23 protein-coding genes are annotated in these 24,456 nt (G+C 72.3%); 11 read left to right on the top strand and 12 right to left on the bottom strand.

Going from position 1 to position 24,456, the window contains the following annotated elements:
* Positions 1–25 precede the first annotated feature (25 nt).
* Positions 26–349 (top strand): plasmid stabilization protein, encoded by a 324-nt coding sequence (locus tag ACGFU6_RS02165; protein ID WP_123528998.1) that lies wholly within the window; start codon positions 26–28, stop codon positions 347–349.
* 63 nt (positions 350–412) lie between these two features.
* Here ACGFU6_RS02165 and ACGFU6_RS02160 read toward each other — a convergent pair whose 3' ends face one another.
* From ACGFU6_RS02160 to ACGFU6_RS02130, 7 genes are all read right to left on the bottom strand, one after another.
* Entirely contained in the window at positions 413–2,800 is a 2,388-nt protein-coding gene (locus tag ACGFU6_RS02160; protein ID WP_393607583.1) for a phosphoketolase, read from the bottom strand.
* A 43-nt stretch (positions 2,801–2,843) separates the two neighbouring features.
* Positions 2,844–4,256 (bottom strand): NADP-dependent succinic semialdehyde dehydrogenase, encoded by a 1,413-nt coding sequence (locus tag ACGFU6_RS02155; protein WP_393607582.1) that lies wholly within the window; start codon positions 4,254–4,256, stop codon positions 2,844–2,846.
* Between the two features lie 167 nt (positions 4,257–4,423).
* On the bottom strand, positions 4,424–4,960 hold the full coding sequence (locus tag ACGFU6_RS02150; protein WP_393607581.1) for an ATP-binding protein: 537 nt from the start codon (positions 4,958–4,960) through the stop codon (positions 4,424–4,426).
* Between the two features lie 196 nt (positions 4,961–5,156).
* Positions 5,157–7,256, bottom strand: coding sequence for a xanthine dehydrogenase family protein molybdopterin-binding subunit (locus ACGFU6_RS02145; protein ID WP_393607580.1), 2,100 nt, complete (start codon positions 7,254–7,256; stop codon positions 5,157–5,159).
* A 20-nt stretch (positions 7,257–7,276) separates the two neighbouring features.
* Positions 7,277–8,263 carry an FAD binding domain-containing protein gene (locus ACGFU6_RS02140; protein ID WP_393607579.1) on the bottom strand — a complete coding sequence of 329 codons (987 nt, stop codon included), beginning with the start codon at positions 8,261–8,263 and terminating at the stop codon, positions 7,277–7,279.
* Positions 8,260–8,826, bottom strand: coding sequence for a 2Fe-2S iron-sulfur cluster-binding protein (locus ACGFU6_RS02135; RefSeq protein ID WP_393607578.1), 567 nt, complete (start codon positions 8,824–8,826; stop codon positions 8,260–8,262). The genes ACGFU6_RS02140 and ACGFU6_RS02135 overlap by 4 nt, the downstream gene beginning before the upstream one ends.
* 164 nt (positions 8,827–8,990) lie before the next feature.
* Positions 8,991–9,380 (bottom strand): hypothetical protein, encoded by a 390-nt coding sequence (locus ACGFU6_RS02130; protein ID WP_393607577.1) that lies wholly within the window; start codon positions 9,378–9,380, stop codon positions 8,991–8,993.
* A 198-nt stretch (positions 9,381–9,578) separates the two neighbouring features.
* On the opposite strand from ACGFU6_RS02130, the gene ACGFU6_RS02125 reads away from it, so the two are divergent.
* From ACGFU6_RS02125 to ACGFU6_RS02115, 3 genes are all read left to right on the top strand, one after another.
* Complete coding sequence (locus ACGFU6_RS02125; RefSeq protein WP_393607576.1) at positions 9,579–9,911, top strand: DUF6479 family protein; 333 nt, start codon at positions 9,579–9,581, stop codon at positions 9,909–9,911.
* 304 nt (positions 9,912–10,215) lie between these two features.
* A complete protein-coding gene (locus ACGFU6_RS02120) occupies positions 10,216–11,040 on the top strand; it encodes a VOC family protein (RefSeq protein WP_393607575.1) in 825 nt (274 codons plus the stop codon).
* 174 nt (positions 11,041–11,214) lie between these two features.
* On the top strand, positions 11,215–11,604 hold the full coding sequence (locus ACGFU6_RS02115; RefSeq protein WP_393607574.1) for a VOC family protein: 390 nt from the start codon (positions 11,215–11,217) through the stop codon (positions 11,602–11,604).
* A gap of 70 nt (positions 11,605–11,674) precedes the next feature.
* Here the strand turns inward: ACGFU6_RS02115 and ACGFU6_RS02110 are convergent, their stop codons facing one another.
* Complete coding sequence (locus ACGFU6_RS02110) at positions 11,675–12,166, bottom strand: GNAT family N-acetyltransferase (RefSeq protein ID WP_393607573.1); 492 nt, start codon at positions 12,164–12,166, stop codon at positions 11,675–11,677.
* Between the two features lie 57 nt (positions 12,167–12,223).
* Entirely contained in the window at positions 12,224–12,628 is a 405-nt protein-coding gene (locus ACGFU6_RS02105; RefSeq protein WP_393607572.1) for a DUF1992 domain-containing protein, read from the bottom strand.
* Between the two features lie 212 nt (positions 12,629–12,840).
* On the opposite strand from ACGFU6_RS02105, the gene ACGFU6_RS02100 reads away from it, so the two are divergent.
* Positions 12,841–13,440, top strand: a complete 600-nt coding sequence (locus ACGFU6_RS02100; RefSeq protein WP_393607571.1) for a hypothetical protein — start codon at positions 12,841–12,843, stop codon at positions 13,438–13,440.
* Positions 13,437–14,003: a hypothetical protein gene (locus tag ACGFU6_RS02095; RefSeq protein WP_393607570.1), complete on the top strand. Its 567-nt coding sequence runs from the start codon at positions 13,437–13,439 to the stop codon at positions 14,001–14,003. Before ACGFU6_RS02100 ends, ACGFU6_RS02095 begins: the two co-directional genes overlap by 4 nt.
* Before the next feature lie 143 nt (positions 14,004–14,146).
* Here the strand turns inward: ACGFU6_RS02095 and ACGFU6_RS02090 are convergent, their stop codons facing one another.
* The 3 genes from ACGFU6_RS02090 to ACGFU6_RS02080 all read right to left on the bottom strand — a co-directional run bounded on the left by ACGFU6_RS02090 (position 14,147) and on the right by ACGFU6_RS02080 (position 15,984).
* Entirely contained in the window at positions 14,147–14,941 is a 795-nt protein-coding gene (locus ACGFU6_RS02090) for a tyrosine-protein phosphatase (RefSeq protein WP_393607569.1), read from the bottom strand.
* A gap of 275 nt (positions 14,942–15,216) precedes the next feature.
* Positions 15,217–15,501: an SHOCT domain-containing protein gene (locus tag ACGFU6_RS02085; RefSeq protein WP_393607568.1), complete on the bottom strand. Its 285-nt coding sequence runs from the start codon at positions 15,499–15,501 to the stop codon at positions 15,217–15,219.
* A gap of 54 nt (positions 15,502–15,555) precedes the next feature.
* The gene (locus ACGFU6_RS02080) at positions 15,556–15,984 is read right to left on the bottom strand and encodes a DUF6325 family protein (protein ID WP_393607567.1); all 429 of its coding nucleotides are present in this window, start codon (positions 15,982–15,984) and stop codon (positions 15,556–15,558) included.
* 221 nt (positions 15,985–16,205) lie between these two features.
* Here ACGFU6_RS02080 and mutA point away from each other — a divergent pair, with 221 nt between their 5' ends.
* The 5 genes from mutA (at position 16,206) to ACGFU6_RS02055 (ending at position 24,249) form a co-directional block, all read left to right on the top strand.
* Positions 16,206–18,065: a methylmalonyl-CoA mutase small subunit gene (gene mutA / locus ACGFU6_RS02075; protein WP_393607566.1), complete on the top strand. Its 1,860-nt coding sequence runs from the start codon at positions 16,206–16,208 to the stop codon at positions 18,063–18,065.
* Entirely contained in the window at positions 18,065–20,266 is a 2,202-nt protein-coding gene (scpA, locus tag ACGFU6_RS02070) for a methylmalonyl-CoA mutase (protein ID WP_393607565.1), read from the top strand. Before mutA ends, scpA begins: the two co-directional genes overlap by 1 nt.
* 11 nt (positions 20,267–20,277) lie before the next feature.
* Positions 20,278–21,261, top strand: coding sequence for a methylmalonyl Co-A mutase-associated GTPase MeaB (meaB, locus tag ACGFU6_RS02065; RefSeq protein WP_393607564.1), 984 nt, complete (start codon positions 20,278–20,280; stop codon positions 21,259–21,261).
* Between the two features lie 109 nt (positions 21,262–21,370).
* A complete protein-coding gene (locus ACGFU6_RS02060) occupies positions 21,371–22,432 on the top strand; it encodes an ATP-binding protein (RefSeq protein ID WP_393607563.1) in 1,062 nt (353 codons plus the stop codon).
* The gene (locus tag ACGFU6_RS02055) at positions 22,429–24,249 is read left to right on the top strand and encodes a hypothetical protein (RefSeq protein WP_393607562.1); all 1,821 of its coding nucleotides are present in this window, start codon (positions 22,429–22,431) and stop codon (positions 24,247–24,249) included. Before ACGFU6_RS02060 ends, ACGFU6_RS02055 begins: the two co-directional genes overlap by 4 nt.
* Positions 24,250–24,456: the final 207 nt, after the last annotated feature.

Below are 24,456 nucleotides of genomic sequence, written 5' to 3'. Positions count from 1 at the left end.
GGCCCCGATGAGAGGAGAGCACACCATGCCACGCGGATCGAGTCCGAAGCGCGAGCGCCAGTACGAGCACATCAAGGAGTCCGCCCAGGAGCGCGGGGTCGGTGAGGACCGGGCGGAGGAGATCGCGGCCCGTACGGTCAACAAGGAGCGCGCCCGCTCCGGCGAGTCCAGGACCGCGAGCCGCACGTCGACCGAGGACATCTCGTCCTCCCGGCGCGGCGGCCTGCGCTCGCACAGCGGAGCACAGGGCCCCACGCGCGACCAGCTCTACGAAGAGGCGAAGCACAAGAACGTCAAGGGGCGTTCGACGATGACGAAGGCGCAGCTGGCCCGGGCTGTCGGCCGCTGACCCGTCGCGTGACGGCAGGGCCCGGACGGTGCGGCCGTCCGGGCCCTGCCGTTGCGTGCGGCCTCAGCCCTCCCAGGTCCAGTCGGCGACCTCGGGCAGGTCCGTGCCGTGCTCGCGGATCCAGTCGTGGTGACGGGTCCGGGTGTCGGACATCGCCTGACGCACCGCCACGGCGCGGACGCCGAGGCCCGGAACCCGGTCGATGACGTCCATGACCAGCCGGTAGCGGTCGAGGTCGTTGCGGACCACCATGTCGAACGGCGTGGTGGTGGTGCCCTCCTCCTTGTAGCCCCGCACGTGCAGCTGCGCGTGACCGGTGCGGCGGTAGGCAAGGCGGTGGATCAGCCAGGGGTAGCCGTGGTAGGCGAAGATCACCGGCTTGTCGCGGGTGAAGAGCGCGTCGTACTCGGAGTCGGGCATCCCGTGCGGATGCTCACCGTGCGGCATCAGCCGGGCCATGTCGACGACGTTCACCACCCGCACCGCCAGCTCGGGCAGGTGACGCCGCAGCAGACCGGCCGCCGCCAGTACCTCCAGGGTGGGGACGTCCCCGGCGCAGGCGAGCACCACATCGGGTTCGCGGCTGCCGTCCTCCGTCCCCGCCCACTCCCAGACCCCGGCGCCACGCGCGCAGTGCGCTCGGGCCTGGTCGAGGGTGAGCCAGTCGAAGCTGGGCTGCTTGCCGGCCACGATCACGTTGACGTAGTCGCGGCTGCGCAGCGCGTGGTCGGCCACGGACAGCAACGTATTGGTGTCCGGGGGCAGATAGACGCGGACGACCTCGGGGCTCTTGTTGAGGATGTGGTCGACGAAGCCCGGGTCCTGGTGCGAGAAGCCGTTGTGGTCCTGGCGCCAGACGTGCGAGGTGAGGAGGTAGTTGAGGGAGGCGATGGGGCGGCGCCACGGCAGCCGGCGCGAGGTCCGCAGCCATTTGATGTGCTGGTTGACCATCGAGTCGACGATGTGGGCGAACGCCTCGTAGCAGGAGAACAGTCCGTGCCGGCCGGTGAGGAGATATCCCTCCAGCCAGCCCTGGCACAGGTGCTCGGAGAGGACCTCCATGACGCGGCCGTCGCGCGCCAGGTGCTCGTCGGTGGCCAGCGTCCCGGCCTGCCAGGCCTTGCCTGTGGCCTCGTACAGGGCTTCGAGCCGGTTGGAGGCGGTCTCGTCGGGGCCGACGACCCGGAAGTCCCTGCGGTCCGCGGTGGCCGCCATCACGGCCTCCAGCAGTCCGCCCAGGACCCGGGTCGGTTCGTGCAGGACGGTGCCCGGCCGGTCCACCCGGACCTCGTGCGCCTCCAGGGGCGGGACGGGCAGGTCGCGCAGGAGCAGCCCGCCGTTGGCGTACGGGCTGGAGCCGAGCCGGGCCGCGCCCCCGGGCACGCAGGCGAGGACCTGTTCCGAGGGGCGCCCTTCGGCGTCGAAGAGCTCCTCGGGCCGGTAGGAGCGCAGCCAGGCCTCCAGCTGCCGCAGGTGCGCCGGGTTGTCGCGGACGCCGGGCAGCGGGACCTGGTGGGCGCGCCAGGTGCCTTCGACGGGCAGCCCGTCCACCTCGGCGGGGCCGGTCCAGCCCTTCGGGGTGCGCAGCACGATCATGGGCCAGCGCGGGCGGTCGGTGTCGCCGCCGGTCCGGGCGGCCCGCTGGAGCTCGGCGATGCGGTCGACGGCCCGGTCCATGGCGGCGGCCATCGCCCGGTGCACGGTGAGGGGGTCGTCGCCCGCCACGTACAGCGGTTCGTGTCCGTAGCCGCGCAGCAGGGCGTCGAGCTCCTCCTCCGGGAGGCGCGCGAGCACCGTCGGGTTGGCGATCTTGTAGCCGTTGAGGTGGAGGACGGGCAGGACGGCTCCGTCGTGGACCGGGTCGAGGAACTTGTTGGCGTGCCAGGAGCCGGCGAGCGGGCCGGTCTCCGCCTCGCCGTCCCCGATGACGCAGGTGACGAGCAGTTCCGGGTTGTCGAGTGCGGCGCCGTAGGCGTGGGCGAGGGAGTAGCCGAGTTCGCCGCCCTCGTGGATGGAGCCGGGGGTCTCGGGTGCGACGTGGCTGGGCACGCCGCCGGGGAAGGAGAACTGCTTGAACAGCAGGCCCATGCCCGCCGCGTCCCGGCTGACGTCGGGGTACGTCTCCGAGTAGCTGCCCTCGAGCCAGGAGTTGGCGAGTACGGCGGGGCCGCCGTGGCCGGGGCCCCAGACGCACAGGGCGGGGATCCCGCGCGCGGCGATGACCCGGTTGAGGTGCGTGTGGACGAGGTTGAGTCCGGGCGAGGTGCCCCAGTGGCCGAGCAGCCTGGGCTTGATGTGCTCGGGGGCGAGCGGCCGGGTCAGCAGCGGGTTGTCCATCAGGTAGATCTGGCCGACGGCCAGGTAGTTGGCCGCCCGCCAGTGGGCGTCGAGTGCGGAGATCTCTTCGTCGGACGGGCCGGCCGTCGGCGCGGACGGTGGGGCGTCGCTCATGGTCACCTCTCAGCAGGCGTGGATCGGCACGGGCGGCGGGGTGTCACCGCGGCTCGCGGCCGTACCAGACGGTGGTGGCGTTGCAGAACTCGCGGATGCCGTGTCCGGCGAGCTCACGCCCGTAACCGGAGCGCTTCACGCCGCCGAACGGCAGCGCGGGGTGGGAGGCCGTCATCCCGTTGAAGAAGACGCCGCCCGCCTCCAGATCGCGCACGCAGCGCCGGCTCTCCTCGGCGTCGCGGGTCCATACGTTGGAGCTGAGGCCGAACGGGGTGTCGTTGGCGAGCTCCAGTGCCTCGTCGAGGCTGCCGGCCCGGTAGAGCGTGGCGACGGGGCCGAAGGTCTCCTCGCGGTGGATCCGCATGGCGGGCGTGATGCCGGTCAGCACGGTGGGGGCGTAGAACCAGCCGTTCTCCAGGCCGCCGCCCAGCCCCTCGGGCCGGCCGCCGCCGCACAGGGCGCCGGCGCCCTGCCGTACGGCGTCGTCGACGAGTTCCTCCAGGTCGGTGCGGCCCTGCTCGCTGGCGAGCGGGCCGACATCGGTGGACTCCTCCAGCGGGTCCCCGACGGTCAGGTCGCGCATGCCCACGGTGAAGCGTTCGGCGAACTCCTCGTACACCTCGGTGTGCACGATGAACCGCTTGGCGGCGATGCAGGACTGGCCGTTGTTCTGGACCCGGGCGGTGACCGCGGTGCGGGCGGCCCGCGCGACGTCGGCCGACGGCAGGACGAGATACGGGTCGCTGCCGCCCAGTTCCAGGACGGTGTGCTTGACCTCGTCGCCCGCTACGGCCGCGACGGCGCGGCCGGCCGGTTCGCTGCCGGTCAGGGTGGCGGCGGCGACCCGGCGGTCGCGCAGGATCGCCTCGACCGCCCCGGAGCCCACCAGCAGGGTCTGGAAGCAGCCCTCGGGGAAACCGGCCCTGCGGAACAGGTCGCCGAGGTAGAGCGCGGTCTGCGGCACGTTCGACGCGTGCTTCAGCAGCCCGGTGTTGCCCGCCATGAGGGCGGGGGCGGCGAACCGTACGACCTGCCAGAGCGGGAAGTTCCACGGCATCACGGCGAGGACGGTGCCCAGCGGGCGGTAGTGGACGTAGGCGCGCGAGGCGCCGGAGTCCTCGACGTCGGCGGGCGCGGGGTGCTCGTCGGCAAGGAGTCCCTCGGCGTGGGAGGCGTACCAGCGCATGGCCTTCGCGCACTTCGCGGCCTCGGCGCGGGCGGCCTTGACGGGCTTGCCCATCTCCAGGGCCATGGTGCGGGCGATGTCCCGCTGGTCCTCGTCGAGGAGGTCGGCGGCCCGGTTCAGCAGCCGGGACCGTTCACCGAACCCGGTGGTGCGGTACTCCCTGAAGGCGGTGTCCGCCGCGGCGAGCCGCCGCTCGATCTCGTCCGCTCCCAGGGCGTCGAACGTCCTGAGGGTCTCGCCGTTCGCGGGGTTGACCGTCGCGATGGGCATGACTGTGGCCTCCTTGCCTCGGTACTCCGACCGTGCCGCGCCGCGCGCGGTGGCGCAACGCGGGCACCGCACACGCGTACCCGTCCGGCGCGGACCATGCGTGCTGGACGCATGCGATCCGCGCCGGACGGGAGGCTGCGGGGTGGCCGCGCTCCGTGCCGCGCGCCTCAGACGAGGGCGGGGGCCTGTGCCGGGGCGGGCTCGGGGGCCTCGGTCCCGGCGGGGGCGGCCGCCTCGGCGTCGGGGAAGTCCGTGACCACCGCGGGCGGGCGGCGGAACTCGCGGACTCCGGGCAGCGGCGGGAGCGGCACCAGCGCGATGTGCTGCGGCTCCTGCGCGTAACGGGTGAACCAGACGACCTTGCCCCCGGCGGTCCGGCAGGTGCCCCAGCTGTCGCTGAGGGCCATCACCCGGCTGAGGCCGCCGCCCTCGTGGAGCAGCCTGGGCATTTCGGCGCCGTTGTCAGCGACGGAGACCGTGAGGTGCCGTCCGGACCAGCGGAGTTCGAGGACACAGGTGTTGTCGTCACCGACGTGCCGCTGGACGTTGGTCAGCAGCTCCTCCACAGCACGGCACACGGGCCGGATGTGGAGTTCGAGACTCCAGTGGCGCAGATGCGCGGCGATGATCCGCCGCAGCTGGGATACGCGCTCTGCCGAAACCTGGAGTTCGACCAGATATTGCCGGTCGAGTGGAACGGTCATCGTCGAGGCTCCTCACATCGAGGCCCACATGCTTCGCCCCGTTGAACGAACGACCCCCGAATGCAAAGAGTGAGCAGATGTCACTTCTGGGTCACTCCTTAGGGTGACCCGGTAGAGCCGGTTGCGCAACACATCCGGCCGCGCACCCCCGGTGACCGGCGCATTCGCCGCCGCCGGGGTGGGCGCGGCCCCTTCCTCAGGGCAGGTGCGGGAGCAGCCGGTCCGGGGTGAGGGGAAGCGTCCGGAGCCTGGCGCCCGTGGCGTGCCGGACGGCGTTCCCGATCGCCGCAGCCGCGCCGACGATGCCGATCTCGCCGATGCCCTTGCTGCCCATCGGGTTGAGGTGCGGGTCCTCCTCGTCGATCCAGTACGCCTCGATGCCGACCGCGTCCGCGCAGGCCGGCACGTGGTAGGAGGCCAGGTCGCTCTCGGTGAAGTCCCCGAAGACCGGGTCCATGGTGCTGGACTCGGTCAGTGCCATGCCGAGCCCCATGGTCATCCCGCCGATGAACTGGGAGCGTGCGGTGCGGGAGTTGAGGATGTGCCCGGCGGCGAAGACCCCGAGCATCCGGCGCATCCGGACCTCGCCGGTACGGCTGTCGACGGCGACCTCCGCGAAGTGCGCCCCGAAGGCGTGCCGGGCGTACGGGGACTCGGCCGCCGTCTCGCTCCCGGTGTCGGCGGTGACCGTCACTCCTCCGTCGGGCAGCGGTCCGGTCCGCGCACCGAGCTCCCGGACGAGGCCGGTGGCGGCCTTGTGCACCGACCAGCCCCAGGAGCCGGTACCGGAGGAACCGCCGGCCAGCGGGGCGTCCGGCAGGTCGCTGTTGCCGATGTCGATCCTCACGTTCTCCACCGGAGTCCCCAGCACGCTCGCGGCGATCTGGGCGAGGACGGTGCGGGCGCCGGTGCCGATGTCGGTGGCGTTGACCGCGATGCGGTACGAGCCGTCGGCCGCCGCGTGGGCCGAGGCGTGGGAGGCGCTCAGGTAGACGGGGTAGGTGGCCGAGGCGACGCCCGTACCGAGCAGCAGCGGTCCTTCCCGGCGGATCGCGGGGCGGGGATCGCGGCCGTGCCAGCCGAAGCGCTCCGCGCCCTCCCGCAGGCAGGCGGCCAGGCCGCGGCTGCTGAAGGGTTTCCCGGAGTCGGGCTCGTCGGCCGGGTCGTTGCGCAGGCGCAGTTCGACGGGGTCGATCCCGAGGGCCGTGGCGAGTTCGTCCAGGGCCGATTCGAGCGCGTACATGCCGGGGGCCTCGCCCGGGGCCCGCATCCACGACGGGCTCGGGACGTCGAGGGCGGTGACGCGGTGGACGGTGCGGCTGTGCGCGGAGCCGTACATCACCCGGGCCGGTACGGCGGCCTGTTCCATGAACTCCTTGACGGTGGAGGTGTGGGAGAGGACCTCGTGGGCGATCGAGGTGAGGGTGCCGTCGGCCTCGGCGCCGAGCCGGACGCGCTGGAGCGTGGGCGCCCGGTGTCCGACGACCGCGGCCATGTGCCGCCGGGGCATGGCGAGTTCGACGGGGTGTCCGGTGTGGAGCGCGGCCATGGCGGCGAGCACGGCCTGGGGGCGCGGGGTGCCCTTGGAGCCGAAGCCGCCGCCCACGTGCTCCGAGACGACGGTGACCTGGTCCGGCCGCAGTCCGAACAGGGTGGCGAGGCTGTCGCGCACCTTGGTGGCGCCCTGGCCCGCGTCGTACACGGTGAGATGCCCGTCCGGCGACCAGTGGGCGGTCGAGGCGTGCGGTTCCATGGGGTGGTTGTGCAGGGCGCCGAGCGTGTACGTGGCGTCGATCCGTACGGGTGCGGCGGCGAACGCCCGGTCGAAGTCGCCGCGTTCGCGTACGGCCGGGTAGCCGCCGTTGGCGGTCTCCGGGGTGTACATGCCGGGGTGGTCCGCCGTCAGGACGACGTCGTGCGGATCGGTCTCGTAGGTGATGTCCAGCGCCTCGGCGCCCGCCCGCGCGCCTTCGAGGGTGTCCGCCACGACGAGGGCGATCTGCCAGCCGCGATGCGGCACGCGGTCGTTTCGCAGGACGGCGAGGATCGGGTCGTCGGGTTCCTCGGTGCGTGGCGCGTTCTCGTGGGTGAGGACGGCGCGGACGCCGGGGAGCGCCGTCGCGGCGGCGGTGCCGATCGCGGTGACGCGGCCGCGCGGGACGGTGGCGGGCACCGGCCAGGCGTACAGGCAGCCGGGCAGGTCGCGTTCGGCGGAGTAGCGCGCGGTGCCGGTCACCTTGTCCCGGCCCTCGCGGCGGACGACGGGGGCGCCCGGGGGCTGGGGGGTGTGGCTCATGGTGGGGGTCCTCGGCTCTTTCAGGGGCGGGCGGTGAGTTCGGTCAGGGCGTCGACGGCCAGCCGGCGGGCCAGGGTCACCTTGAACGCGTTGTCGCGCAGGGGGCGGGCGGCGGCGAGTTCGGCGTCCACCGCCGCTTCGTACGTCTCCTCGGTGGCGGGTGCGCCGCGCAGGATCTCCTCGGCGGCGTGGGCCCGCCAGGGGCGGTGCGCGAGGCCGCCGAACGCGAGGGCCGCGTGTTCGGCCCGGCCGTCGCGGACGTGCAGGACGACCGCGACGGAGGCCAGGGCGAAGGCGAACGACGCGCGGTCGCGGGCCTTGCGGTAGAGGGAGACAGCGCCGTCGGGCAGCGGCGGCAGGAGGACCTCGGTGATGAGTTCGCCCGGCCGGATCACGGTGTCGGTGGCCGGGTCGTCCCCCGGCAGCCGGTGGAAGGCGGTGGCGGGCACGGTCCGTTCGCCGTCCGGTCCGCGCAGTACGACCGTGGCGTCGAGGGCGGCCAGGGCGACCGCCATGTCCGAGGGGTGGGTGGCGACGCACGCGGCGGAGTGGCCGAGGACGGCGAGGTCGCGGTGGGCTCCCTCGCGGGCCGGACAGCCGCTGCCGGGCTCGCGCTTGTTGCAGGGCTTGGACGTGTCCTGGAAGTACGGACAGCGGGTGCGCTGAAGGAGGTTGCCGCCGGTGGTGGCGGTGTTGCGCAATTGCCCCGAGGCGCCGGCCAGCAGCGCCTGGGAGAGGGCGGGGTAGCGGGTTCGTACCGCGTGATGGGCGGCCAGGTCGCTGTTGCGCACCGTCGCACCGATGCGCAGTCCGCCGTCGGCGGTCTCCGTCACCCGGTCCAGCGGGAGCCGGCTGACGTCGATGAGCAGGCCGGGGGCCTCCACCCCCAGCTTCATCAGGTCGACGAGGTTGGTGCCGCCGCCGAGGAACCGGGCACCGGGGTCCGCCGCGCTCCCCCGGACCGCTTCGGCGACGGACGCCGCACGCAGATAGCCGAAGGGTTTCATGGCGCCACGTCCCCGACTGCCTCGACGATGCGCGGGTACGCGCCGCACCGGCACAGGTTGCCGCTCATCCGCTCGCGGATCTCGGCGGCGTCCAGGTGCGCCGGGGCGGTGACGGGCGCGGTGTGCCCGGTGACGTGGGAGGGGAAGCCGTCGGCCGCCTCGCGCAGCACCCCGACGGCCGAACAGATCTGGCCGGGCGTGCAGTAGCCGCACTGGAGCGCGTCGCGGTCCAGGAAGGCCTCCTGGAGGGGGTGCAGCCGCTGGCCGTCGGCCAGGCCCTCGATCGTGGTGATGCGGGCGCCGTCGTACGCGACGGCCAGCAGCAGGCAGCTGTTCGCCCGCCGGCCGTCCACCAGGACGGTGCAGGCACCGCACTGGCCGTGGTCGCAGCCCTTCTTCGCGCCTGTCAGGCCCAGGTGATGGCGGAGCGTGTCCAGGACGGTGGTGCGGTGGTCGAGCGTCAGTGTCCGCTCGGTGCCGTTGACGTTCAGGGTCAGGGCGGAGCTGCCGGTGGTCGCCCGCGGGTCTCCCCCGTCGTCCTCCCGCCGGGTGGTGGGATCCACGTGGCGCAACCTCTCACTAAGGGGCGATATCTGTGCGTTCTGTCTGATATCAGACAAACTTCTATCAGATTCGCACCACAGCGCTCGCACCCTCACCCGGAACGGTCACGTCAGATCACGTCTCACCGCATCGCTTCAGGGAAAGGGGGCGGGGCAGGAGCGGCCTACTTGCTCGCCAGCCGCAGCCGCACTTCCTCCTCCTGGTCGCCGGACACGGTGCCCACGACCCGCACCGCGAAGGCTCCCGCCAGGCTCTGCCTGAGCCGTTCGACCGCCCAGTAGCCGCCCTGGACGTCGAGCGTGACGGGCGCGCCGAGGCGCACGGGCCCGGAGACCACCCGCTCCTCGGTCACGTCGACGGTCGCGACCCAGGCGGTGGGCCGCTTGCCCGTGACGTCCTGCGGCACGTCGACCGAGGCCCGGTCGGTGACGAACGCGGCCCGCAGCACGTCGAAGACCGTGGCGGCGTCGTCCTTGGCGCAGCCGCTGAGAACCACCGACACCTCCCCGCCCTGCCGGTTCTCCTGCGTCTGCGCTTCCCGTGTGCTGTTCACCGCGGTTCCTTCCTGAGGGTGTACCTCCAGACTCTCCCCGCGGCCGGGTGTCTGCGAGGTGAGCGGCCCCGCCGGCTTGCGGATGCGGGCCGCGACACGGCCCGTACCGATCGAAACACTTTTTATCCCATATCCACTTAAAACATGAATTCAACCTTCGCACCGAGTGACGGTCCGGTCCCGGGGTATCCGGCATGCATGGACGTATCGCGTGGAGCCCTGAATTCCCTGGCCCTCACCCTCGCGGACGGGCGCGGAGCGACCGGGGCGGTGATGGCCGTTGTCGGAGTGATCCTGGTGGCCCTGCTGATCGGTGCCGTGTGGCTCGGCAAGCGACGGCGCACCCAGGAGCCCCCTCCGCCCCGGCCCGAGGAGCAGCCGGTGGCGCCGGACCACCGCACCCATGTCGAGGAGCCGGACGTCCACGCCGACGACAGCTTCCCGGCCGACGGCCGCGGGCTCTCGCCGTACGAGCTCGGTGAGCACGGGGACGGGCACGGTCGCCCCGAGAACGACGAGAGGCGCGGCTGAGACGGAAGGTGCGACGCCGGGGGGGGGGGGGGCCGCCCCCGGGGGGGGGGGGGGGGGGGGGGGGGCGGCGGGGGGGGGGGGGGGGGGGGGGGGGGGGGGGGGGGGGGGGCGGCGCGCCCATCTCTCCGGGGGGGGGGGGGTGGTCTGGGGGTGGGGCCGCCGCGCCCCCTCCCCGGCGGGGGTGGGGTGCGGGGGCGGACGGCGTCGCCGCGTGTTGCGGGAGCGGGCGGCCGCGGTGAGGCTGGGGAGGGCCCGCAGGCCATCGGCACACATCTGCCGCACATCCCATGAAGGCAGTAGGACCATGACCGCAAGCACCTCTGGCAAGGCATCCGCTCCCGCGCCTCTGACCGGGCCCGCGGCGCCGTGCTGGGTCAACCTGATGACCCGGGACCTGGAGTCGGCGCAGGATTTCTACGGCCCGGTGATGGGCTGGACCTTCCGGCCGGGCAAGCTCGGCCAGGAGTTCTCGGTGGCCCGCCGCGGTGACGTGCCCGTCGCCGGTATCGGCGCGGTGGCGACCACGTTCCACGTCGCGGTGGCGTGGACGCCCTACTTCGCCGTCCGGGACGCCGATGTGACCGCCTCCCGGATCCGCGAGCGCAGCGGCACAGTGGCGGTGGGGCCGCTGGCTCTGGGCAAGGGGCGCGGTGCACTGGCCGCCGACCGCGAGGGGGCGGGGTTCGGCATCTGGGAGCGGACCGAGCCGGCGACCTCGCCGCCCGCTCCGGACGGCCACTCGCACGCCTGGCTGCGGCTGCACACCAGGAGCGCCTTCGACGCCGCGATCTTCTACGGCGAGGTGCTGGACTGGGCGAGCGGGCTGCCCGGCTCCTGTGAGGTGTCATACGCGAAGGACGAGGTGATCGTCACGTGCGGCGGGCGCCAGCTGGCCCGGATCAGCTCGGGCGCGGTCGAGGCGGCCCCCGATCCGCTGGTCCGGCCGCGCTGGCAGGTCAACTTCCCCGTCCCCGACGTGGCGGCCGCAGTCGCCTCGGCGCAGGAGCACGGCGGTTCGCTCGTCGAGGAGTTGTCGGGGCCCGACGCCCGGGAGGCGACGCTGCGCGACCCGGACGGCGGACTGTTCACCCTCACGGACGTCCACAACCCCACCACCGCCCCGGCGTGACGGACCGGGCGGCTCCTCCTCGTCCCGGGCGCGATCACGGCAGTCCGGCATCCCGGGCGGCCTCGACGTCCCGGGGCCGGCCCGCCTAGGATCTTCGGTACGGCATCGCGCGTCGGTCACCGGCCGGGTGAGGCGTGGAGGTGCCCGTGAGATGCCCGTTGGAGGCATTCCACAGTGTCAGTCGAGTTGAATCACACCATCGTTCATGCCCGGGACAACCGGGAGTCGGCCGAGTTCCTGGCCGGCGTCCTGGGGCTGGAGACCGGTCAGGAGTGGGGTCCGTTCATCCCGCTCACCACGGCCAACGGAGTCACCCTGGACTTCGCGACCGTTCCCGCCGAATCCATCACCCCCCAGCACTACGCCTTCCTCGTGTCGGAGGCGGAGTTCGATACGGCGTACGCCCGCATCCGGGAACTCGGGGCCGCGTACTACGCCGATCCGCACGGTAGGCACCCGGGCGAGATCAACCACAACGACGGCGGGCGGGGCATCTACTTCACCGATCCCGCCGGTCACGGGATGGAGATCATCACCCGTCCGTACGGAGGCTACGACTCCTGACGGCGGGTGCCTGTCCAGGGGCCCGGCCGGACCCGCCGCACGCGGGGTCCGGCCGGGCCCTCAGGCGTCCTCAGGTGACCGGGAGCAGCAGTTCGGGCCGGTCCCACATCACGGCGGGCGGTGCGGCTCGCTCGGTACCGGTCCGCAGGGCCCCCACACTGCGGTAGAAACCCTCGGCCGGCGGGTGCGAGACGATGCGCACGCCGGTGAGCCCGGCGCGGCGTGCCTCGTCCGTCAGGTGTCCGGCGAGCAGCCGCCCGATGCCGCCGCCCTGCACGTCGTCGGCGACGAACATGAGGTCCAGCTCGGGCGGATCCAGGACGAGGGAGTAGAAGCCGAGCAGCCGCCCGGTAGCCTCCTCGACGGCTGCGAAGACCCGGTGCGCCTCGATGTAGTCGGGGCCCACCCGGTATCCGGCGACCATCGGGGCGTACGGCCCCTCGTAGGCTCGCGAGGCCTGGACCAGACGGGTCAGCCGCCTCGCGTCCCGGGCGACGGCCCGCCTGATCCGTACGCCTCCGCCCGGCGCCGGACGCCCCGACTGCGTAACACTTGATCTCATTCGTCGAGTATTACGCACCCGGGGCGCGGGGCGGCGGGCGGTCCGTCTGCGTCCGGCTCAGGAGGAGTCGCGCGCGGCGCGCCACTCCCCGGTCAGGGCATCGACGTCGAAGGGCTTGAGGTTCAGGAGCGGTCCCGGCGGTGGCCGCCTGATGGCCTCGGCGATCTTCTCGTTCACCTCGGTCAGCATCCGGCGCACCGCGGCCTCCGTCCGGACCTCGGGCAGCGCCGCGAGGACGTCCTCCGCCTCCTTGCGCAGAGCCAGTGTCGGCGGAAGCACCGACACCCCCTCGCGCTGCATCTTCGACTTGATCCACCACGTCTCGTCGTAGGGGCGGTCGAGACCGTCGAGCGGCTTGCCGAATCCCGGCAGCTGGGAGAAGTCACCACGCTGTTCGGATTCGCGGATCTGCTTGTCGACCCAGGACTCGAAGCTGATGCCCGCAGGTTTGCGTTCGGTCACCGTGACGCCCCTCTCGGAGAATTCTGATGCGCCCCTTCACGATACCGAGGCGCGTCGGGTCAATCCGCTCCGGGAGGCGCCATGACGCCTGCTCGCCGTCCTTACTTCCGCCCTGCCGGCGAGCAACTCGCGCTTTGGGGGCATGAATCCGTGCGGCGGGGTACACGAGCGGCACGCCCGGACGGACCTCGTCCGGGCACGGACCGAAAGGAATGGTGAGCATGACCACTGTCGTGATCATCGTCGCGGTCGTTCTGGTGGTGGCCGCCGGGCTCTTCTTCGCCTTCGGCCGGCAGCCGGGCGGTCGCGGTCTGCAGCGCCGCTTCGGACCGGAGTACGACCGGACCGTCGCGCGTCACGACGGCGATGCCAAGGCAGCCGAGCACGAGCTGAGCGAACGGTTGAAGCGGCACCGTTCCCTCGATGAGCGTCCCCTGTCGCCGGAGGCCCGTGCGCAGTACGCCGAGCGCTGGACCCGGATTCAGGGCGGGTTCGTCGATGCGCCGCAGCAGGCCGTCACCGACGCCGACACCCTCCTGGCGGAGCTGGCCAGGGACACGGGATTCCCTGACGGCGGCGACTTCGAGGAGCAGACGGCGGCCCTGTCCGTTCACCACGCCGAGCACATCAACGGCTACCGCCGGGTGCACGCCGTCCAGCGGGGCGAGGGCAGCACGGAGGAGATGCGCGAGGCCATGATCGAGGCCCGCGGCCTCTTCGACGTACTGGTCTCCAACGGCACGCAGAGCAACGGCACGCAGAGCCCGGTCCACCGGGACCGGCACCATGCGGAAGGAAGTGGCACAGCATGACGTACGAGACCGAGCGCACCCCCCGGACCCCCACCGGATCCCCCACACCCCCCGAGCAGCCGCCGGTGACCGCCGGACAGCCTCCGGTCACCTCCGGCCGGACCTCGGAACGGGCTCCGGTCACGACCGACCGGACCACCGAACCGTCGCCGGTCACCACCGACCGGACCACCGGGAAGTCTCCCGCAGACCCCGACCGCGTCGCCGGGCAGTCTCCGAAGTCCCCCGAACGGCCCGCCGGACGGCCGTCGGTATCCGCCGGCCCGTCCGCCGATGCCGCCGCCGCGGCCGACCGGCCGCTCTTCCCGGAGGGCGATCAGGAGAAGCTGGCGCAGCGGCTCCAGCAAGCGGTGACCGAATTCGTCGAGAACCCCGTGCGCGCGGTCGAGGAGGCCGAAGGCGCCTTCGACGCGGCGGTCGACAGCCTCGCGAACGCCCTCAAGGAGCGCCGGCGCGAGATGGGCGCCCAGCAGCAGGGCGGGGAATCGGGGACCCGGACCGAGGAACTGCGGATCGTCCTGCAGCAGTACCGCGACCTCACCGAACGCCTGCTGAAGGCCTGAGGCCAGTGAGCGCGGTCCGGCGCCGCCGGCGCGCTCCGGCGCTCCGGCGGCGGGCCGGGGCGCCGGTGCCTCTCGCCCGGATCGTGCCGGGCTCGCGGCACCCGGCGCCACGCGCCGATCAAGCGGGTGCCGGACGGGAGAACCTAAGGGCTCACGAGTTCGGTGCGCAGACGTCGAAGGGTCGCTTCGGGCAGACGCAGCCCGTCCCGTACGTAGCCGTCGAGGCCTCCCCACCGCTCGTCCATGGCGTCCAGCGCCGTATCGAGATAGCGGGGGCGGACCTCGATGATCGCGGACGCGATCTCGGGGTCGCCGCCCGCGTCGAGGAAGTTCTGCACGTACGGCCGGAAGGCGAGCCGCACCACCGGGTTCACCGCGAGGTACTCGGTCCGCACCGTGTCCCGCGAGGCTCCCAGCAGAAGCAGGAGCAGCGCCGCCGCCCAGCCCGTGCGGTCCTTGCCCGCCGTGCAGTGGAAGAGCACCGGGCACGCCGCGCCGTCGGCGACCGTGTCGACGAGGGCCCGGTACGCGGCGGCGGCCCGGGGCGAGAGCGCCATCTGCCGGTACGTCTCCGCGAACATCTCCTCGGCCTTTCCGCCGCCGAGCAGCCGCTCGGCCTCGACGGGGTCGGCGAGCAGGGCCCGGAGCCTGGCGGGTGCCACGCCCGGGTTGTCCCCGAGTACATCCGCGACGAACCGCCGGGCTCCGGGCGGCAGGCGGTCGGGGGCCGAGGCACGTTCGTCCGCGGTGCGCAGATCGACGACCGTGCGGATGCCGAGCGCCGCCACCGCGGCGTCGTCCGCCGGGCCCAGTCCGCTGAGCTGACCGGAGCGCAGCACCCGGCCGGGCCTGACCCGACGGCCGTGCCGCAGGGCGATGCCCCCCAGGTCACGCAGGTTGAGAACGGACACTGCCGGGACGTCCCTGACGGTTTGCACGATGAACTTCCTCTTTTCCCGGCACGTATCCGAATTGATTTCGGCCTGGCCGGATCAAAAGTCGCATGAGGTCCGAAACTCGACAATGTGAAACGCCGGGGGTGATCGACAGGGCGGGCCGGTACGCACGGAAGCGGAAACGAGAGGAGCGCGGGGCGCGAACGGCACCCACTGAAAAGCCCCTTGGTCAATGAGCCGCAATCGACCGTCAATGACGGTCGGGCAACGAATTCACCGGTCCCGCCGGATCGCCGGGGCCGTCCGGGCCGTCGCGCTCATTCGGCCAGGAGTCTGTTCTTCTGGGCCGCGAACTCGGCGTCCGTGAGGACGCCCTGCTTCTTCAGCTCGCCCAGTCGCTCCAGTTGGTTGATCAGATCGTCCGCAGGCGGCGCGGCGGCCTGCTGCCGCATCTGCGGCTCGGGGGCGATCTGCTCCGTCTCCCGTTCGGTGAACTTCTCCTGCTGGTGCTGCTGGACCCGGCCGCTGACCGCGGAGGCCGTGCCCGCGACCACGGCCGTGCGCGCCATCGCGCCGAGCAGGCCGGGGCCGCGGCGATTCATTCCGGGTCCTCGAAAAATCGGCATGTCGTACGCCTTTCCGGTGCGGGAGCGGTGTCAGCGGTCGGAACCGGCGGCGGACAGGGCCGCTTCGGCGACATCGGCGGGGATGCGCTCATGGGCGACGAGCTGTCCGCCCGACGCGCGGACGGCCTCGGTGAGCGGCACCGCCCAGAGGTCCTCCCACACGATCAGCGCCGCAGAGCTGCCCGGTGGCACGCTCTCACCCAGCTTCCGAATGTCGTCGTCGTTCAGCATCCCCGTGACCTCGCCCTCGACCGGCTCGAAGGAGACGAGGTCGCCTGGGTCGAGGTCGTCCAGCTCAATGGTCTCGATCGTGCCGTCGTCGGCGCGGTACACGAAGGCCAGGTCGATGATGCGCACAGCCTTCGACGCGACCGCGTCGGCCAGCGCCGGCGCGATCGCACCGGTGAACCGGCTGCCGGGGAAGGCGACGACGAGGTACTCGACAGGTCCCACAGCCACGGGGTGTCCTCTCCGGGGGGATGGATTGCCAGCAGCATAACTTTGGTCATTTACTGCCGCACTGTGGCAAATCGCCCACCTAGCCCGATGCAGGAAAACCTGGCCACCCCACGCGCCGCGTGTTACTCGACAGTACGCAAGGGATCAAGCGCGCTCGGGGAGGTCAAGGTCACAGCCGGTCGCTCTGCTGCGCCTCCAGAATCCTGCCCTAGCATCTGGGCATGACGGTCCTGCCTGCTGACGGGCTTTCGTTGGCCGCCGAATTCCCTGACCCCGCCCATGAGCACTGGCAGAGCCTCGTCGAGGGTGTGCTGCGCAAGTCGGGCAAGGACGTTTCGGGTTCGGCCGCCGAGGAAGCGCTGTCCACCACGGTGGAGGACGGGCTCACCACCCGCCCCCTCTACACCTCGCGCGACGACGCGCCCAATGCCGGTGTCCCCGGCTTCGCCCCCTTCACCCGCGGCAGCAAGCCGGAGGGAAGCACGGTGGGCGGCTGGGGCGTTCGGCAACGCCACAGCACACCGGATCCCGCCCGGCTCAACGAAGCGGTGCTCGCGGATCTGGAGAACGGTGTCACCTCGTTGTGGCTGACCGTAGGGGATGCCGGGGGTGGCGTGCCGGTCTCCGGTCTCGGCCGCGCACTGCACGGTGTCCATCTCGACCTGGCCCCGGTCGTGCTCGACGCGGGGTCCGAACTCGACGCCGCGGCGACGGAGTTGCTGCGCCTCTACGCGGAACGGGGCGTACCGCCGCAGTCGGCGCGCGGCAGTCTCGGCGCGGACCCGCTGGGGCAGGCAGCCCGCGACGGCGGAGCACCTGAGACGGCGACAGCTGCCGGCTGGGCGCTGCGCTGCGCCCGTGAGTACCCCGGGCTGCGGGCGCTGACCGTGGACGCGATGCCCTACCACGAGGCCGGTGGCTCCGCCGCGCAGGAGCTGGGCAGTTCGCTGGCCACCGGGGTGGCCTACCTCCGGGCGCTGACCGGTGCCGGGCTCGGCGTCGATGAGGCCTGCGCGCAGCTGGAGTTCCGGTACGCGGCCACCGCCGACCAGTTCCTGACGATCGCGAAGCTGCGGGCCGCGCGCCGGCTGTGGGCGCGGATCGCCGAGGTCTGCGGCGCGGCGGAGGCCGGCGCGCAGCGGCAGCACGCCGTGACGTCGCCGGTGATGATGACCCGGCGCGATCCGTGGGTGAACATGCTCCGCACCACGCTGGCCTGCCTGGGCGCGGGCGTCGGCGGGGCCGATGCGGTGACCGTGCTGCCGTTCGATCACGCGCTGGGCCTGCCGGACGCGTTCGCGCGGCGCATCGCCCGTAACACGTCGACGATCCTGCTGGAGGAGTCGCACCTGGCCCGGGTCATCGACCCGGCCGGCGGCTCCTGGTACGTGGAGCGGCTCACCGACGAGCTCGCGGAGTCCGCCTGGGCGTTCTTCCAGGAGATCGAGCGGGCGGGCGGCCAGGCGGCCGCGCTGGAGTCCGGCATGATCGCTGACCGGCTGGCGGCCACCTGGGCGGCGCGCAAGAAGGACCTGGCGCGGCGCAAGGAGCCGATCACCGGCGTCAGCGAGTTCCCGCAGCTCACCGAGCGCGTGGTGGAGCGCGAGGCCGCGCCGTCGGCCACCGCGCGCGGCGGTCTTCCGGTGGTCCGCCGTGACGAGGCGTTCGAGGAACTGCGGGCCCGCTCGGACGCCCATCTGGCGGCCACGGGCAGCAGGCCGCGGATGTTCATCGCCGCGCTCGGCCCCGCCGCCGCGCACACCGCGCGGGCCTCCTTCGCCGCGAACCTCTTCCAGGCGGGCGGCATCGAGCCGGTCCACGAGCCGGTGCGGGTGGACGCCGCCTCGGTCGCCGAGGCGTTCGCGGCCGCCGGGACGGACGTGGCATGCCTGTGCTCCAGCGACGCGCTCTACGCCGAACAGGCCGGCGAGGTCGCGGCGGCACTCGTGTCGGCGGGTGCGCAGCGGGTGTACCTGGCGGGGCGGCCCGGCGATTACGCCGGTGTCGATGAGTACGTCTTCGCCGGCTGCGATGTGGTGGCCGTCCTCTCCTCCGTTCTCGACCGTATGGGTGTGGCGTAATGCGGATCCCCGACTTCTCCGATATCGAGCTCGGGCCGGGCAGTGGTACCGAGGCGACCGAGGACCAGTGGCGGGCGGCGGTGAAGGAGTCCGCCGGGAGCTCGGAGGGCGACCTGCGGTGGGACACCCCGGAGGGCATCGCGGTCAAGCCGCTGTACACCGGCCAGGATCTGGAGGGGCTGGACTTCCTGGGTACCTACCCGGGTGTCGCGCCGTACCTGCGCGGGCCCTACCCGACGATGTACGTCAATCAGCCCTGGACGATCCGGCAGTACGCGGGGTTCTCGACCGCCGAGGAGTCCAACGCCTTCTACCGCCGTAACCTCGCGGCCGGGCAGAAGGGGCTGTCCGTCGCGTTCGACCTGCCGACCCACCGGGGCTACGACAGCGACCACCCGAGGGTGACCGGCGACGTCGGCATGGCGGGCGTGGCGATCGACTCGATCTACGACATGCGTCAGCTCTTCGACGGCATCCCGCTGGACAGGATGTCGGTGTCGATGACGATGAACGGCGCGGTGCTCCCCGTGCTCGCGCTGTACATCGTGGCCGCCGAGGAACAGGGAGTACCCCCCGAGAAGCTGGCCGGGACCATTCAGAACGACATTCTGAAGGAGTTCATGGTCCGCAACACCTACATCTATCCGCCGAAGCCCTCGATGCGGATCATCTCCGACATCTTCGCGTTCACCTCGGCCAGGATGCCGCGCTACAACTCGATCTCCATCTCCGGCTACCACATCCAGGAGGCCGGGGCGACGGCCGACCTGGAGCTGGCGTACACCCTGGCCGACGGCGTGGAGTACATCCGGGCCGGGCAGGCGACCGGGCTCGACGTCGACGCGTTCGCGCCCCGGCTGTCGTTCTTCTGGGCGATCGGCATGAACTTCTTCATGGAGATCGCGAAACTCCGCGCCGCCCGCCTGCTCTGGGCCAAGCTGGTCAAGGAGTTCGAGCCGAAGAACGCCAAGTCGCTCTCGCTGCGTACCCACTCGCAGACCTCGGGCTGGTCGCTGACCGCGCAGGACGTCTTCAACAACGTCACCCGCACCTGTGTCGAGGCGATGGCGGCGACCCAGGGACACACCCAGTCCCTGCACACCAACGCCCTGGACGAGGCACTCGCCCTGCCCACCGACTTCTCCGCCCGCATCGCCCGCAACACCCAGCTGCTCCTCCAGCAGGAGTCCGGCACGACACGGGTCATCGACCCGTGGGGCGGCAGCGCCTACGTGGAGAAGCTCACCTACGACCTGGCGCGGCGGGCCTGGCAGCACATCGAGGAGGTCGAGGCGGCGGGCGGCATGGCCAAGGCCATCGACGCCGGCATCCCCAAACTGCGCATCGAGGAAGCCGCCGCCCGCACCCAGGCCCGCATCGACTCCGGCCGCCAGCCCGTCATCGGCGTCAACAAGTACCGGGTCGAGACCGACGAGAAGATCGACGTCCTCAAGGTCGACAACTCCTCCGTCCGCACCCAGCAGATCGAGAAGCTGCGCCGGCTGCGCGAGGAGCGCGACGAGCGGACCACCCAGGACGCGCTGAGCGCGCTGACGGAGGCGGCGGGCCGTGAGCCGGGCCCGGGGCTGGAGGGGAACCTGCTGGCGCTGGCGGTCGACGCGGCGCGGGCGATGGCCACCGTGGGAGAGATCTCGGACGCGCTGGAGAAGGTGTACGGCCGGCACTCGGGCCAGATCCGTACGATCTCCGGTGTGTACCGCAACGAGGCAGGGGAGTCGCCGTCCGTGGACCGCACCCGCGCACTGGTCGACGCGTTCGAGGAGGCGGAGGGACGCCGTCCGCGCATCCTGGTCGCCAAGATGGGCCAGGACGGACACGACCGGGGGCAGAAGGTGATCGCGACCGCCTTCGCCGACCTGGGCTTCGACGTGGACGTCGGCCCGCTGTTCCAGACCCCGGGCGAGGTCGCCCGGCAGGCGGTCGAGGCGGACGTGCACATCGTGGGCGTCTCCTCCCTGGCCGCCGGCCACCTCACCCTCGTCCCCGCACTGCGCGAGGAACTGGCTGCCGAGGGGCGCGAGGACATCATGATCGTGGTGGGCGGGGTCATCCCGCCGCAGGACATCGACGCGCTCCACGAGGCCGGCGCGGCGGCCGTGTTCCCGCCCGGAACGGTGATCCCGGACGCGGCCCACGATCTGGTGACGCGGCTCGGTGCCTCACTCGGCCACGAGCTGTGAGCCGCTGAACCATGGCCCCGAAGATCGATCTCGACAGCTACGCGAAGGGGGTACTCGACGGGAAGCGGGCGCACATCGCGCGCGCCATCACACTCGTCGAGTCCACCCGGCCCGACCACCGGGCACTGGCCCAGCAGTTGCTGCGCGAGCTACTGCCGCACTCCGGCAGCGCCCGCCGCATCGGTATCAGCGGTGTGCCCGGAGTCGGCAAGTCCACGTTCATCGACGCCCTCGGCACGATGCTCACCGGCCTCGGGCACCGGGTCGCGGTGCTGGCCGTCGACCCTTCCTCCAGCCGTACGGGCGGCTCCATCCTGGGTGACAAGACCCGGATGGAGCGGCTGGCGGTGGACCCGGCGGCGTTCGTGCGCCCCTCCCCCACCGCCGGCACGCTGGGCGGGGTGGCGAAGGCGACCCGCGAGTCCATCGTGGTGATGGAGGCGGCGGGGTACGACGTGGTGCTGGTGGAGACGGTGGGCGTCGGCCAGTCGGAGACGGCCGTCTCCAACATGGTCGACACGTTTGTGCTGCTGACCCTGGCCCGCACCGGTGACCAGCTGCAGGGCATCAAGAAGGGCGTGCTGGAGCTGGCCGATGCCATCGCCGTGAACAAGGCCGACGGTCCGCACGAGCGTGATGCCCGCTCCGCCGCCCGCGAACTGGCGGGCGCGCTGCGGCTGATGCACCCGGCGGACGCGGCCTGGACCCCGCCGGTGCTGACGTGCAGCGCCCGCGAGGGCAGCGGCCTCGACACCCTGTGGGAGCGGCTGGAACAGCACCGGACGCTGCTCGAATCGACCGGCCGGCTGGCCGCCAAACGGCGTGAGCAGCAGGTCGACTGGACCTGGACCATGGTGCGCGACGAGCTGCTGGAGAGCCTGCGCAGCCACCCCGGAGTGCGCGCGCTGGCACCGGAGCTCGAGCTGCGGGTCCGGGAGGGCACCCTGCCGGCCACGCTGGCCGCCGAGCAGATCCTGGCGGCGTTCCGGTCCTGAGGCCGTGTCCGGTCAGGTGCGGCCGGAGGGAAATCGAGCTGCGGCGGGAGTTCGGACCTACCCATACTGGGCGGGCCCGAACTCCCGGACTCGTAAGGAACTCCCCCGCGTGCAGGCCGCCGTCACCGTCACACCCGCCCAGATACCCGAGCTGCTGCTGGGTCTCGCCACCGTGCGGCCGGTGTTCCTCTGGGGAGCGCCGGGGATCGGGAAGTCCTCGCTCGTGCGGAGCTTCGCCGAGTCGCTCGGGCTGGAGTGCGTCAGCATGCTCGGCACGCAGCTCGCGCCCGAGGACCTGATCGGCGTACCGCAGATCCGGGACGGCCGCTCCGTGTTCTGCCCGCCCGAGGCCATCGCCCGCGACGAGCCCTACTGCCTCTTCCTCGACGAGCTCAACGCCGCGACCCCCGATGTCCAGAAGGCCTTCTACTCCCTCATCCTGGACCGCCGGATCGGCTCGTACGAGCTGCCCGCCGGATCGATCGTCATCGGGGCCGGCAACCGGGCCACGGACAACGCCCTGGCCCGGCCCATCGCTTCCGCGCTGGTCAACCGCCTCACCCACGTCCATCTGCGGGCCTCGTCGGCGGACTGGCTGGTGTGGGCGGGCGAGAACGGCATCCACCCCTGGGTGACCGACTACCTGACCGACCGGCCCGACCACCTGTGGTCGCAGCCGCCCAAGACCGAGGAGCCGTTCTCCACGCCGCGCTCCTGGCACATGCTCTCCGACGCCCTGCACTCCTTCGGGCCGGAGATGGGCGAGGAGACGCTGAAGGTGATCGTGCACGGCACGCTGACACCGGCACACGCCGTCTCCTTCTGCGGATACGCGAAGATCGTGCGCCACGCCTTCGGGATCGAGGCGATCATGAGGGGCGATGCCTCCTGGCCCACCCGGCTGGAGGACCGTGACCTGCTCTACTACCTGGCGGAGGCGTTCCGCGGCCGGCTCGTCAAGGAGCTGCCGCGCCGGAAGGAGCACGTCTCCGCGTCGATGCGGCAGACGTCGTACCGGGCCAAGTCGCTGCTCGTGCGGCTTGCCGAGATCTCGGTCGAGGTCGCGCAGACCGTCATCGCGGACGACGCCGACGGGCTGCCGGTGCTGCCCTCCTGGTTCCTCGTCGAGGCGGCGCGCGACATGCCCAGGCTGGTCGAGGCCCGGCGATGAGGTCTGCGGCGCGGCGTACGAGCAACAAGGGCGGCACGTCCGATCCGGCCACCGCCGCGTTCGCCGCCGGGCTCGCGCTGGTCAAACGCAACCCCGCCTACGCCGCCCTGGACGCCTCCGTGTGCAGACAGGACGGCTGCGGCCTCGCCCCGGGGGCCGGGCTGGCCACCGTCACCTCCAACGGCACCATCCACGTCCACCCCACCAGGCGGGCGGACCCGGCCGAATGGGCCTGGGCCCTCGCGCACTGTCTGCTGCATCTGGGCTTCGGCCATGTGCCTGCCTCCGCCGACGACCCGCGGGAGCAGCCCGACCGGTTCGACCTCGCGGCACGGTGTGCGGTCGTCAACCGCTTCCTGCTCACCCATCCGACGGGCAGGCCCCCCGACGACCTGCCGGCGGACGCTCCGGGCGGCGACGAGGAGCAGCTGGCCGCCCGCTGGCGCCGCGACGGCATCCCCGCAGCCCATGAGCACTGCGGCACCGCGGGTGACCGCGCGGACCAGATCCTCACCACCTGGAACAGCTGGAACAGGTCCGCGGTTCCGGACTGGGAGACCGCCTTCGCGCACGCCCTCACCCGCAGCGTCTCCGCCGCGATGGACGTGGCGGGCGGCCGCATCGACCGCACGACCGGGGCGCGCGTGCCCCAGCGCCCCTGGGACCGGGCCCTGAACTGGTTCGTCTCCTCCTACCCGCTGCTGGGCGGGCTCGCCGCGGGGCTCACGGTCGTGGCCGACGCCGAACTGGCCCGCTCGCAGAGCATCGACATCGCCGCGGTGAGCTCCGTCGCGGGCGAGATCTACATCAACCCGCTGCGCACGTTCACCGACGAGGAATGGCGCTTCGTCCTCGCCCACGAGATGCTGCACGCCGCGCTCCGCCACGGCGAACGCTGCGGTGGCCGCGACCCGTTCCTGTTCAACGTCGCCGCCGACTACGTCGTCAACGACTGGCTCGTGCGGATGCGCGTCGGCGACATGCCCGAGGGCCTCCTGTACGACCCGGAACTGCGGGACCTGTCCGCCGAGGAGGTGTACGACCGCATCGCGGGCGACCTGCGCCGGCGCCGCAGGCTCGCGACGCTGCGGGGCAAGGGGGCCGGTGACATCCTCGGCGAGCCCCTGCCGCACTCCGGGGCCCGTCCGTACACCGATCTGGACGACTTCTACCGGCGCGGCCTGGTTCAGGGATTCGATCTGCACCAGTACGGCGAACGCGGTCTGCTGCCGGCCGGTCTGATCGAGGAGATCCGGGCACTGGCCCACCCGCCCGTGCCGTGGGACGCGCGGCTGGCCCGCTGGTTCGACGAGTTCGTTCCCCGGCCGGAGCCCGTACGGTCCTATGCCCGCCCCGCACGGCGCCAGGCATCGACCCCCGGCATCCCGAGGGCGGGCCGGTACTTCCCGCCCGAGGAGACGGCCCGCTGCACCTTCGGCGTGGTCCTGGACACCTCCGGCTCGATGAACAGCGGCATGCTCGGCAAGGCTCTCGGCGCCATCGCCTCCTACGCCGAGGCGCGCGACGTCCCCGCGGCGCGCGTGGTCTTCTGCGACGCGGCACCGTACGACGCGGGCTACCTGCCACCGACCGAGATCGCCGGCCGGGTGCGGGTGCACGGCCGAGGCGGGACCGAACTCCAGCCGGGAGTCGACCTGTTGCACCGGGCGGACGACTTTCCGCCGACGGCCCCGCTGCTCGTGATCACCGACGGCCGGTGCGACACCCTGCGGATCCGGCGCGAGCACGCCTTCCTGATCCCGCAGGGCGCGTCACTGCCGTTCACCCCGCGCGGCCCGGTGTTCCGGCTGAGCTGAGCCCGGCCCCGGACGGCGCCCGCGGACCCGGGTTGCCGGCGCCGGACCGTGACCGGTGTCCGTGGACCGTGCTACATTGCCATTGGTACGTGTGTACGCCTTGAGATTCAGGCGCCGGTACCGATTCATTTCTCGTCACGCTGACGCGCCCGTCCTCAGGACCGGCGATCCGGCGTTATCGCGTTTATTTCCCCAGTCCGGTACGGG

Origin of the sequence: Streptomyces sp. NPDC048462 (genome assembly GCF_043200175.1) — a bacterium.
Lineage (GTDB): Bacteria > Actinomycetota > Actinomycetes > Streptomycetales > Streptomycetaceae > Streptomyces.
Note: the sequence above shows the minus strand (reverse complement) of the source record. Positions and strands in the feature narration are given on the sequence as shown.

What these genes read in the sequence shown, in the direction of transcription:
- meaB (WP_393607564.1), top strand. Translation starts at nt 20,278, where the DNA reads ATGGCCCCGAAGATCGATCTCGACAGCTACGCGAAGGGGGTACTCGAC.
- ACGFU6_RS02150 (WP_393607581.1), bottom strand. Translation starts at nt 4,960, where the DNA reads ATGACCGTTCCACTCGACCGGCAATATCTGGTCGAACTCCAGGTTTCG.
- scpA (WP_393607565.1), top strand. Translation starts at nt 18,065, where the DNA reads ATGCGGATCCCCGACTTCTCCGATATCGAGCTCGGGCCGGGCAGTGGT.
- ACGFU6_RS02140 (WP_393607579.1), bottom strand. Translation starts at nt 8,263, where the DNA reads ATGAAACCCTTCGGCTATCTGCGTGCGGCGTCCGTCGCCGAAGCGGTC.
- mutA (WP_393607566.1), top strand. Translation starts at nt 16,206, where the DNA reads ATGACGGTCCTGCCTGCTGACGGGCTTTCGTTGGCCGCCGAATTCCCT.
- ACGFU6_RS02165 (WP_123528998.1), top strand. Translation starts at nt 26, where the DNA reads ATGCCACGCGGATCGAGTCCGAAGCGCGAGCGCCAGTACGAGCACATC.
- ACGFU6_RS02110 (WP_393607573.1), bottom strand. Translation starts at nt 12,166, where the DNA reads ATGAGATCAAGTGTTACGCAGTCGGGGCGTCCGGCGCCGGGCGGAGGC.
- ACGFU6_RS02160 (WP_393607583.1), bottom strand. Translation starts at nt 2,800, where the DNA reads ATGAGCGACGCCCCACCGTCCGCGCCGACGGCCGGCCCGTCCGACGAA.
- ACGFU6_RS02095 (WP_393607570.1), top strand. Translation starts at nt 13,437, where the DNA reads ATGACGTACGAGACCGAGCGCACCCCCCGGACCCCCACCGGATCCCCC.
- ACGFU6_RS02085 (WP_393607568.1), bottom strand. Translation starts at nt 15,501, where the DNA reads ATGAATCGCCGCGGCCCCGGCCTGCTCGGCGCGATGGCGCGCACGGCC.
- ACGFU6_RS02145 (WP_393607580.1), bottom strand. Translation starts at nt 7,256, where the DNA reads ATGAGCCACACCCCCCAGCCCCCGGGCGCCCCCGTCGTCCGCCGCGAG.
- ACGFU6_RS02055 (WP_393607562.1), top strand. Translation starts at nt 22,429, where the DNA reads ATGAGGTCTGCGGCGCGGCGTACGAGCAACAAGGGCGGCACGTCCGAT.
- ACGFU6_RS02155 (WP_393607582.1), bottom strand. Translation starts at nt 4,256, where the DNA reads ATGCCCATCGCGACGGTCAACCCCGCGAACGGCGAGACCCTCAGGACG.
- ACGFU6_RS02120 (WP_393607575.1), top strand. Translation starts at nt 10,216, where the DNA reads ATGACCGCAAGCACCTCTGGCAAGGCATCCGCTCCCGCGCCTCTGACC.
- ACGFU6_RS02125 (WP_393607576.1), top strand. Translation starts at nt 9,579, where the DNA reads ATGGACGTATCGCGTGGAGCCCTGAATTCCCTGGCCCTCACCCTCGCG.
- ACGFU6_RS02100 (WP_393607571.1), top strand. Translation starts at nt 12,841, where the DNA reads ATGGTGAGCATGACCACTGTCGTGATCATCGTCGCGGTCGTTCTGGTG.